This is a genomic window from Cytophagaceae bacterium, assembly GCA_016722655.1.
Lineage (GTDB): Bacteria > Bacteroidota > Bacteroidia > Cytophagales > Spirosomataceae > Leadbetterella.
Window position 1 is genome coordinate 2809521 of the sequence record JADKIR010000004.1, and the last position, 11354, is coordinate 2820874.

The 11354-nt window shown below is 35.6% G+C and carries 12 protein-coding genes; 10 read left to right on the plus strand and 2 right to left on the minus strand.

Annotated elements, in window-relative coordinates:
• Positions 1–89: 89 nt before the first annotated feature.
• A complete protein-coding gene (locus tag IPP61_12720; protein MBL0326022.1) occupies positions 90–1511 on the plus strand; it encodes a CotH kinase family protein in 1422 nt (473 codons plus the stop codon).
• Positions 1512–1524: 13 nt separating this feature from the next.
• Here IPP61_12720 and IPP61_12725 read toward each other — a convergent pair whose 3' ends face one another.
• Positions 1525–1932, minus strand: coding sequence for a hypothetical protein (locus IPP61_12725; protein MBL0326023.1), 408 nt, complete (start codon positions 1930–1932; stop codon positions 1525–1527).
• Positions 1933–2029: 97 nt separating this feature from the next.
• On the minus strand, positions 2030–3100 hold the full coding sequence (locus tag IPP61_12730) for an Ldh family oxidoreductase (GenBank protein MBL0326024.1): 1071 nt from the start codon (positions 3098–3100) through the stop codon (positions 2030–2032).
• A gap of 129 nt (positions 3101–3229) precedes the next feature.
• On the opposite strand from IPP61_12730, the gene IPP61_12735 reads away from it, so the two are divergent.
• From IPP61_12735 to IPP61_12775, 9 genes are all read left to right on the plus strand, one after another.
• Positions 3230–4567 (plus strand): DUF4139 domain-containing protein, encoded by a 1338-nt coding sequence (locus IPP61_12735; GenBank protein MBL0326025.1) that lies wholly within the window; start codon positions 3230–3232, stop codon positions 4565–4567.
• A complete protein-coding gene (locus IPP61_12740; GenBank protein ID MBL0326026.1) occupies positions 4525–4821 on the plus strand; it encodes a DUF4139 domain-containing protein in 297 nt (98 codons plus the stop codon). Before IPP61_12735 ends, IPP61_12740 begins: the two co-directional genes overlap by 43 nt.
• A 2-nt stretch (positions 4822–4823) precedes the next feature.
• Complete coding sequence (locus tag IPP61_12745; protein MBL0326027.1) at positions 4824–5420, plus strand: DUF502 domain-containing protein; 597 nt, start codon at positions 4824–4826, stop codon at positions 5418–5420.
• Between the two features lie 166 nt (positions 5421–5586).
• Positions 5587–6180, plus strand: a complete 594-nt coding sequence (locus tag IPP61_12750; GenBank protein ID MBL0326028.1) for a hypothetical protein — start codon at positions 5587–5589, stop codon at positions 6178–6180.
• A gap of 100 nt (positions 6181–6280) precedes the next feature.
• Positions 6281–7405 (plus strand): DUF5009 domain-containing protein, encoded by a 1125-nt coding sequence (locus IPP61_12755; GenBank protein ID MBL0326029.1) that lies wholly within the window; start codon positions 6281–6283, stop codon positions 7403–7405.
• Between the two features lie 30 nt (positions 7406–7435).
• Entirely contained in the window at positions 7436–8671 is a 1236-nt protein-coding gene (locus IPP61_12760) for a 3-phosphoshikimate 1-carboxyvinyltransferase (protein ID MBL0326030.1), read from the plus strand.
• A gap of 10 nt (positions 8672–8681) precedes the next feature.
• Complete coding sequence (locus IPP61_12765) at positions 8682–9218, plus strand: hypothetical protein (protein ID MBL0326031.1); 537 nt, start codon at positions 8682–8684, stop codon at positions 9216–9218.
• Between the two features lie 190 nt (positions 9219–9408).
• Entirely contained in the window at positions 9409–9561 is a 153-nt protein-coding gene (locus IPP61_12770; GenBank protein MBL0326032.1) for a hypothetical protein, read from the plus strand.
• Between the two features lie 95 nt (positions 9562–9656).
• Entirely contained in the window at positions 9657–11348 is a 1692-nt protein-coding gene (locus tag IPP61_12775) for a hypothetical protein (protein MBL0326033.1), read from the plus strand.
• The last annotated feature ends 6 nt before the right edge of the window (positions 11349–11354 follow it).

Here is an 11354-nt window from a genome sequence, read left to right on the forward strand (position 1 = left end):
TGTAAATGAGTGATTTATGAATTTCTGATTTTTCTGAGACAACATTTTGAAATTTATTTACGTCTAATCATTAAAGTCTATTTGCCAATATGAAACAATACTTTGGAATCGTTCTGTTATTAATAATTGGATTTGGGTGTCAGAAGCAAAATACTGATGAAGTATCGACCGATGCAACTGCCGCCAATCCTGACTGGACTGAAATTTCACATAGCAAAGTCGCTGCTCCAGATTATTCAGTTGTTTTTCCACAGGAAAAGGTAAATTCCATTGAGATTACTTTGGGCAAAACTACCTGGGAGAAGATAAAATCAGATATGGTGGCAAAGAATAAGGGTACCTTTGGTGAAGGCGGCAACTCAGGTGGGGGAGGTAATCCCGGAGGAGTTATGCCCGGTGGACCTGGTGGAGGAGTTCCTGGTGGAAATGGCGGTGCTGCTCCTGATTTTGGTGAAGAGCCGGAATATTTTGAATCAAGCATAAAATTTAATGGCAAAACATGGAAAAATGTAGGCTTTAGATTGAAAGGCAATTCAACCCTAAGTTCTACCTGGAAATCAGGAATTTATAAGTTACCTTTTCGTTTGAAATTTGATGAATTTGAAGATGACCATCCCGAAATCAAAGATCAAAGGTTGTTTGGGTTTAAAGATGTTTCTTTTTCGGCAGCTGTAAAAGATAATTCGCTTATCAGAGAAAAAGTGACAGCCGATATTTTCAGAATGGCAGGAATACCTGCCGCTAGAACCGCTTTCTACAAAGTATATATTGATTTTGGTGAAGGACTGAAATATTGTGGTATTTATGCAGCCGTGGAGGTGATTGACGATACTATGGTCAAGGATCAGTTTGGAGAAGACAATGGAAATATCTACAAACCGGAGTCAAATTTTGCCTCATTTAGTAAGGATAATTTTGAGAAAAAGAATAATGAAGATGCCGCAGATTGGTCTGATGTGCAAAACACTGTTTCAGCTTTGACAGCCACCAATCGTACTTCTGATGCTGCAGCATGGAGGACAAATCTGGAAAAATACATGAATATGGAGCATTATGTGAAATGGCTTGCGGTAAACACGACTTTAGTAAACTGGGACACCTACGGTGCTATGGCTCATAACTATTATTTGTATAATCATTCCACTCAAAAACTGGTTTGGATTCCCTGGGACAATAACGAAGCTCTTACAAGTAGTGCCCGTGTAAATCTCAATCTTTCGGGCGTGGCCAATACCTGGCCATTGATCAAATATGTGGCAGACGACCCGGTTTATTATGCCAAATACAAGGCTTATGTTAAAGAATTTAACGACAATGTATTTACCACAGCAAAAATGAATCAGCTGTTTGACAATGCCACAAATCTGATAACTCCTTATGTAAATGGTAGTGAAAAAGAAGTGTCGCCTTATACCAATTTAAGTAGCCTGAGTAACTTTTCAGCGGCTCTGCCAATACTTAAGCAACACGTGGTTACCAGAAATAAACTGGTAGAGGAGTTTGTGAAATGATTAGAGTGTTTTTTTATCTGAGTTGAAATTCTTTGTAATCAAGTTTTAAGTAAGAATTTGCCAAATTTAAATTAAAGACATTTTCAGAAACCTCATTTATCGTATTTACACTATAGTCTGAATGTTTGGTAATCAGGAAAAAATATTCTTTGCCAAATTCAAAATTCATTTTTAGTTCTGCTAAATGATTTTTATCAGAAGAATTTTTTAAGCGTGGAACAATACTAAACTTATCTGAAAAAACTTCAATTAAACCATATTCCCCTGATCGGATTTTTATCGGATTTCCAGAATTTAAATTTGTTTCAAACCTAAAGTCTGAAGCAGTGAAATTAGCAAAAAAATGAAGTTTGACCGATTGCCCTTTACTTTCTTGATTGGAAATTAGAAATGTTAGGATGAAAAATAATTGATATTTCATTTTTATAGCATTTAGATAAGATTTCATCCCGAATTTATTTACTAAAAGATAAACCAGATGTTAATAAAATGCTAAAAACTTCTAAAATACTTTATTTTCACCACTTCACCCCAAATCTCTCTCCCAGTTCATGAAGGCTTTCCACAACTTTTTCGTTTAGTGGAAGTCCGGTTTTTAGTCTTTCTGCTCTCCAATATCTTTCCTGGTCTCCGGGAATCTGAACATGCTCTCCATCAATATGATCTGCATTTCGGAAACGCTCGATCCAGCGGTCCATATTTTGTTTGAAATCTTCTTTAGGCCTGAAAGCATCAATCCGCATGGCACCTAAAAAATGCCCGGTACCCTTACCTACTTGCTCAGGGGCTACTCCATGGAATTCAGCAGTGGCAAAAGGCGGCACCCATGGCCCATAGTTTGCTCCTGAAAGTACTCCTGAAAATATATCGACTATTGCTCCCAGGCTGTAGCCTTTGTGGCCGCCGTTTTCGCGGTCACCACCCAATGGGAGCAATCCGCCACCTTCTTTTACGGCATTGGCATTGGTAGTAGGCATTCCGTGCTTATCCTGCACCCAGCCCAAAGGGGCATCCATGCCTTTTCGTTGCAGGATTTCCATTTTTCCATAAGCCACAGCAGTAGTGGCAAAGTCAGCCAGAAATGCCGGCTGTTTATCGGCAGGTATAGCAACGGCTATAGGGTTGGTTCCCAATAGTTTCTCTTTAGAATAGGTTGGAACCACCAATGGGGCGGAATGCGTCATTGCTATTCCTATCATCTCACTCTCAAGTGCTATTGCGGCATGATATCCACCAATTCCGAAATGGTTGGAGTTTTGTACAGCCACCCAACCGGTACCTGCTTTTTTTGCTTTTTTCATGGCCAGTTTCATAGCAAAAGGTGCCACAACAAGACCTAAACCTCTGTCGCCATCAATAGTAGCTGTGGAGGGTGTTTCATGAATAATCTTGATTTCAGGCTTGGGATTGAGTCTTCCGTGGTCACTTAATCTTACATAACCGGCCAATCGGGCCACACCGTGAGAATCTACTCCATTGAGGTCTGCATTGATTAAAACGTCTGCAGCAAGTTTAGCATCTTTATTGGAACAGCCAAGGGCTTTGAATATATTTTCGGTAAATTTCCGGGTCTTTTCTACTGGATACATAATTGTTTTTTTTCAATGCGAAATTATTAAACTTTAAGGTTATTTTACACTTATTTTTCAAGAAAATACACCATATTTTCATTATTTTTTACAAATGTTGCGTTATATTACCATTAAAATTAAAACAGAATGAAAATCCTGAAAATCGCATTTTTTGTAAGTATTTCAATATCAAATCTCTGGGCACAATCAGAAAAAAGAGTTAATGCCAAAATAGACCATGCCACTGTTTTTTTGAGCCAGGCACAGCTCAACAACAGCCTCAAAATAAGTTTGCCACAAGGTGCAACTAAGGTAATTATTGAAAATATCGCCAATACCATTGACCCAAATAGTATTCAGGTGGGAGGAACCGGAGATTTCACCCTGTTGGGAGTGAAATATAACCGTAATTATCTCAATACCAAACAGTTTTCTGTTCAGGATTCAATCAAAAAGACTCGTTATGACATAGAAAATATTGATATGCTGCTTGCGGTAGCAGCCAATGAAGAAAAAATGATTATGGCCAATGTGGACATAAAAAGTGAAAAAGATGGCCTTTTACCTGAAGATTTGAAAGAAATGACCGACCTTTTTCGTCAGAAACTTACAGAATTAGGCACAAGAAAGTTGCAGCTGTTAAGACAAAAAGAACCATTGATGGATCGAAAAAGTCGTTTGGAAAGACAATTGGCCGAAATCAATAATGCATTTTTGCCTTTAGGTGAAATAGAACTCAGTGTAGTGGCCAATAGTGCTACTACCGCCAATATTCAATTGAGCTATGTGGCTAATTCTGCCGGATGGTCTCCTAGCTATGATTTGAGGGTTAAGGACATCAAAAGTCCTGTGTCAATAGCCTATAAAGCTAATGTGTATCAAAACACCGGTCTGGACTGGAAGTCTGTCAAACTTACTCTATCTACTTCAAATCCATCGGTTTCGGGGTATAAACCTGAATTATATCCATTGTATTTAAGTTTTTGGGTTCCTGCACCTGTTATGCGTAAAGAAGCCAGAGTTGGAGGTCAACCAGAGATGATGGTAGCAATGGCGGCGGCATCTGCGTCAGAGGATGCTGTTATGGGTGAAATGAAATCAAGTGCCAATACTGTAGAAGTGGTGCAAAGTAGTCTTTCTGTAAATTTCGAGATTAGTACACTCTATACCATTCCCACAGGTGGGCAACCAGAAACGGTTGAAATTCAGAGCCTTTCGGCTGAAGCCCAATACAAAAGTATGATAAGTCCAAAATTGGATCCGAATGCATTTTTGGTGGCTGAAGTTAAAGATTGGGAAAAATTGAATCTGATGAATGGCGAAGCCAATGTGTATTTTGAGAACAAGTTTGTGGGAAAAACCTTTATTTCAGAAAATACCACCGACGAATCAATGAAAATTAGTCTGGGCAAAGACCAAAGAATCACAGCAAAAGAGAGGAAATTGAGAATTATAAAGCCAGAAAAGCTGTTGGTTCAAATATAAAAGAGTCTTTTGGGTATAAAATAACTGTTAAGAATGCAAAAAGTGAAGCCATAAAGGTGATTCTTGAAGATCAGGTGCCGGTGAGCCAGGATTCTGACATTGAAGTAAGTGTGGACGAGTTGCAGGGCGGAAATATGATTCCTGAGAGTGGAAAAGTTACCTGGGAATTTGATTTGCCAGCCACCCAATCCAAAGAAATTTTATTAAAATATACTGTTAAATATCCTAAAAATAAGAGAGTTAATAATTTATAAATATGTTTGGAAAGTTATTGAATAAATTCATTTCTTACTTCATTCGTGGGTTGCTATTTGTAGCACCTGTGGGTTTTACGGCTCTGATATTATACAGTGCTTTTGATTTTGTAGATAGCCTTGTAAGAATTCGTTTTTCTATTGACAGGCCCGACGAACTGTTTTTTATTCCCGGTCTTGGTTTTTTTATTGTTGTGGCCGGCACGGCTCTGATTGGCTTTGTTTTTACAAGGTTATTGCCACAAACTATACAAAACTGGATAGAAAACGGCATCAAAAACTTGCCATTGGTAAAAATATTCTACTCGGCATTTAAAGATTTGGTTTCGGCTTTTGTTGGGGATAAAAAGAAATTTAAGACAGGGGTTTTAATTACTCTAAACGTAAATTCCAACATCAAAAAACTTGGTTTTCTGACTCAGGATAATCTGGATATTTTAAATCTTCCCGACATGGTAAGTGTCTATTGTCCACATAGTTATGCTTTTTCAGGCGAAATGTTTATAGTGCCAAAAGAACAAGTTGAAATTCTTTCAATTTCCAGTGCTGAAGTAATGAAAATTATTGTATCAGGTGGGGTGTCGATAAGTGATAATTAGGATTTGGAAAGTTGGTAAGTTAGAAAGTTGGTAAGTTAGTTGGACGAAGAGAAGGACTTTAAATGCAGGTTTGGGTTTAATTTTTTGATTTGGTTTTAGAATTAAACTCGCCAAAATTTTTCAATAATTATTTTTGAAAATATTCTGAATAATAAAAATATTAAAGATGAAAAATATATTTACCATACTGCTAATAAGTGTTTTAAGTCTGAATGTTTTCGCCCAGGAGCCTCACAAAAAGAAAGCATTACCAATTGAAGAATTACTCGAAAAAAATAAACCAAACGCTTATAAAACCATTGTAGAAAAAGGTAATTTCCTTGTCCTGGATAATTTCAATACTGGAAGAAGAAAAAGGTTTTATGAAGGTGACAAACTAAGGTTTAAAACGAAAGAAGGTCAGATTTTTCAGGAGGATTTGCTGGAAATCACCGACTCAACTTTTTCGGTATATCAATATTCTGATCTTGAAAGAAAACTTTATAAATACACATTCAAACCTGAAGAAATTACCAAAATATATCGCAGAGATAAATATAAAGGTCTAAAGGTGGGTCTGACCTGGAGCAGTTTGGCGGTATTAATGCCATTGGCATACGATTATATTTATTTCAAAAAAAATCCGTTCCAAAATACTCAGGGTTGGGTTACTATTGGAAGTATTCAGGCGGCGTTAATAGTTTTACAAAATCACAGTAAATTTTTTAATGCCAGAAAACTAAACGATAATCATCAATTAAGGATTTTGAAGGCATATTGAAAATATTTTATGCCAAAAAAAACTAAATTTGACCTAATTACCCTAAAATACTATGAAATCACCCCGTAATGCTGTCGTGGATATTTACCGTGGATTTGTGATGTTCCTTATGATGGCAGAAGTCTGGGAGTTTTGGAAAGTAAGCCAAAATTTTCCCGACAGCAGTTTTTGGAAGTTTCTGACTTATAATCAATCTCATGTCGAATGGACCGGGGCCTCACTTCATGACATGATTCAGCCCTCATTTTCATTTCTGGTAGGAGTGGCTTTGCCTTTTTCGGTGGCTTCAAGAATAAAAAAAGGGGAGGACTTCAAAAAAATGATGTTTCATGCTCTCAAAAGGTCTTTGATTCTGATTTTATTAGGTGTTTTTCTAAGATCATTTGGGCAAACTATCACCAACTGGACTTTCGAAGATACTCTTACACAAATAGGTCTGGGTTATCCGTTTTTGTTTTTGTTGGGTTTTGCTTCACCCAAAATTCAAAGAATTTCTTTCGCCGGAATAATCTTTCTTTACTGGCTGGCTTTTGCTTTGTATCCTGTTGCATCGGCTGGTTATAATTGGGAAACAGTTGGAGTTGCCAATGATTGGCAACATTTTTTGTCCGGATTCGCCGCCCATTGGAATAAAAATTATAATCTGGCCAATGCATTTGATCAATGGTTTCTTAACCTTTTCCCACGCACGTCTCCATTTGTTTTTAATGGTGGCGGGTATGTTACACTTAGTTTTATTCCCACTTTGGGCACTATGATTCTGGGCCTTTTCGCTGGAAATATTCTAAAAGCTGAACCTGATTTTCCAGAAAAATCTAAAAAATTCGGTATTTATGCTATTGGGTTGATTTTCATAGGTTTGTTGCTACATTTCTTCGGAATTAACCCAATCATAAAAAGGATCTGGACTCCTTCTTGGACTTTGTTTAGTGGAGGGATCTGCTTTTTATTTCTTTTATTTTTTAGTTTTTTGGTCGAAAAATTCAAAATTGTAAAGCCCCTTGAATTTTTCAGAATAATAGGCCTCAACTCCATAGCAGCCTATATTTTGGCTCATACGGTTAATGGTTTTATTTTTGAAAATTTCAAAATACATTTTGGGCAAAACATTTTTCTGATTTTAGGCGAAAGCTATCAAAGTCTGGTTTCAGGTTCTGTGATTTTGGCAATGGAATGGCTCGTTTTACGGTGGATGTACCGAAATCAGGTTTTTATAAAGATTTAAAAAGGCTATCTTTGCACAAATTTTGGATGGATGCAGAGATATTTAATTAAGGCAAAAAACGACATTTTTAACGAAAAAATTAGGCTGGCTTCTTCGAAAAGCGAGAGTAACAGGGCATTGATTATTAATGCATTATCAGGTTTTACAGGTGAGTTGGAAAATCTTTCAACTGCCCGCGATACTCAGACTATGATAAGGTTGTTAGAGTCAGATGATGCGGTAGCTGATGTACTTGATGCCGGAACCACCATGCGTTTTTCGACTGCTTATTTTGCCGCCACCAACCAATCAAAAACCATGACAGGTACACCACGTATGTGCCAGAGACCTATTGGAATATTGGTAGATGCCCTGCGTACCATTGGTGCTGAAATCGATTATTTGGATCAGGCCGGATTTCCGCCACACAAAATCAATGGTTTGCCTTCACAAAAATCAAATACCATTGAAATCAGAGGTGATGTCAGCAGCCAATATATCTCCGCTCTTTTAATGATTGCCCCAGTTTTACTCCAAGGTTTGACCATTAAACTTACTGGAGAAATTGGTTCTATTCCTTATATCAAAATGACTATCAGGCAAATGGAGGCATTTGGGGTTAAGGTGGAAGAAAATTGGATAGAAAAAACGCTGAAAGTAGCTCCACAGAAATACCTTGCGGCCCATTATAAAATTGAATCAGATTGGTCAGGTGCGTCTTATTGGTATGCAGTGGTGGCATTGGCTCAAAATACTGAGGTGAAAATCGAATTACTGGGTTTGAAAGAAAATTCATTGCAAGGTGATAGCTCGATTGCTGAGATTATGAGCCATTTGGGAGTAAAGAGTACATTTACTTCTGAGGGTGTTTTGCTGGAAAAAATACAGGCCGAAAGCTCATTCGAGTGGGATTTTACCAATTGTCCAGACTTAGTCCAGACAGTGGCAGTAGTTCTGGGAGCAAAGGGAATAAAAGGTAAATTTACAGGTATCGAAAGTCTGAAAATCAAAGAAACAGACCGGGTGTTTGCTTTGCAACAAGAATTAGCCAAGATTAATGCCTCATTGGTTGAAACTGTAGAAAACAAAGAATATGAGGTCAACGGATCTGGAAAGTGGGATACAATCCCTGATATCGAAACTTATGATGACCATCGTATGGCAATGGCTTTTGCACCTTTGGCCATGCTTAAAGAAGTAATAATCAAAGAACCCGGTGTGGTGGCTAAGTCTTATCCAAGTTTTTGGGAAGATCTGTCAAAAGTTACTGAAATTGAAGAAATTTGAAATTGATTTTATGAAAAAAATACAGCTCCTGGTTTTTCTGACATTAATTTCTTTTTCAGGTTTTGGGCAAATTCTGGATTCTACTCAAAAAAAGGCCGAAAAATTATCGGTTTTAGATCGGAAAAGCTATGCAATAAATATTCCCGCAGGATGGAAAGTGGAAAATAATTGCAAAGATGAATGGTGCGATATTACCTCGCCTTTTGATACTTTGGGACTGATTGACAGGTATTTGGAAAGTATAAATTTTGCCGTGAATAAATTGCCATCTGCCAACTATACGGTAGATCAATATGCCGCTTTTTCAATTAAATATCTGCCCACGGTCGTTAAAAATTTTAGTATTATTGAAAAGAAAAAATTAAAATCAAATGCCTATCGCCTTACATACAAAGGTGAAAAGGATAAGTTTAAACAAACCTGGAGACAATATTATTACATAAAAAATGCAAAAGTTTATATAGTAACATTTGCCTGTGAGACCGAAAAGTATGCTTACTATCAACCTTTGGTAGAGCTTTATTTGAATAGTTTCAGGTTGAAATAGTCTTGGTATTTATTACAATTTTTGGAAAATAATTTCCTTAACTTTTGAAAGATAAGTTAAATTTGTGGCAAAATAATCCTTTAAATGAAACCACAATTATTCTACCTGAAATACACAATAGTATCGTTTTTTATTACTTTTTATTTACTGCTTTTTTTTAAGTTTGAATCAAACGCCCAAGAGCTATTCTATGAAAAAAATATTTCTAATGGCAGCTCACTCCCTGACAGTTTTTGTTTTGGATATCAGATTGGCAACCAATTTTGGTTTGGAGCCTTCAATGATAAAAATTATTCGGAATTTGAAACCTTTAAACTTTCAAAATCAACTGATTCTGGATTAACAAGAGTAAAAAGTTTTGAGGGATTCGGAGCTTCTGAGGATTTCTATAAAATTGGAAATAGTGTAATTCAATTTTACGGAAATGGTGAAAAAAATTTGTTAGTCCTTGATGGAATTTCAATTAATTTAATAAAACTTGGGAACGGGGTTTATGTTAATCAGGCAAGTATAAAAATCTTTAAAAATAGGTTATTTTTCCTTGCAAGAACTTTTTGGGATAGCCCAGAGGACCTCTACGTAACAGATGGTACTGAAAATGGTACTAAGAAATTAAAATTACCCTTTGATGGATTTGTTTTGGAAGCATTAATGGCAAATGAGCAAAATTTGTTTGCTAAAATTTCAAATTCTACCTTAAAAGAATATGATTTAATAGGAATCGCAGGTGAAAACGAAAATGAAAATCAAAGAATAAAAGTTGGAAAAGAGGTTTTTATTAATAGAAATAAAATTTTCTTTTTGGATGATGAGAGCAAAATAAATGTATATGATATCTCAAAAAAAGATAAACTAGTACTTGATTTAAAGGTTAATGGCCATGTTTTTTTCGATTCAACTCAAGAATCAACCTTTTTAGGTTTTGGGAATAAAATAATCAAGTATTTGCCCGAAGGGAATAAATTTGAGTTGATGGACTCACTGAAGAATGAATCTATTTCGGACTTTTTCAAAGTCGGTCAGAAGGGAGTATTTTTTTCTGCCAAAAATTCCCAAAATGAAAAGTCAATCTATTTTAGAAGCAATAATTCGACTGGTTTAAAGGCTGTAAATCTTGCGAAATATTCGAAATTAAATAATATTCTATGGGCAAAAGAAATAGGTTCCAATATTTATTTTATTCACAACAACATATTCGAATCAGATGATAATATATTAACCTCATACAATGTTTCTACAGGGGAGACCCAAATTATTGGTTTTACTTTTAATAATCAATGGGCAAAGTATATTATTACTTCTTCAAAAGTTGTAATTCCGGTCAGGAAAAAGAAAAATTCCACAAATGATCTGCTTATTGTTGATTCGGATAAATCCTTGTTTCTGTCAGATATCCAGGAAAAATTTAATTATAAGGATTTAAATTTCATAGGTTTTTTCGATGATGGAATGGTATTTAGTGGAAATATGGCTAAAATTGGAAGAGAACCATTTTTTACCCGATTTGAGAAAAACGACGCAGTCTTAATTAATGATATAAAAACGGATTCTCCGGAGGGCTCAGGTACATCTAATCTTTTTCAGTATGGTTCAGATCTATATTTCACAGTAGAAGGTCAGAATCATAGTTTTAATATAATTAAGACAAATGGAAATAAAAATTCAATATTAGAAATAGATGGAAGTGATTATGGCGAATTCAATATGTTTTTTAGTTTGAATGATAGGCTTTATTTTATTGCCGGATATAGCAAAGTATATGAAATTGACACATCAGGTAAAATTAAATTAGTGTCTTCAATACCTAATAGTAATAATTCTTTCAGTTATATAGTCTTAAGAATTGGCAAGGTTGAAAAAAATGGAAAAAGTATTGAATGGATTTTATATAATGGCAACTTATTTTTTTTTGATGGAAATAATGTATCTGTTTCATCTGCCGGGCAATTAAGGTCTATTAATAATTATCTCTTATTAAATAATGAGGAATATTTTGTTGTTTACAATGGATCCAAAACCTCTGTTTATAAATTGGTTACTTCAACTAACACCTTCCAAGAAATTTATTCTAGCCAATACTTTAATTACTTTTCTAATTTTCAGTCCAAAATGGATATTTGTATTTTGTAAAAAAAC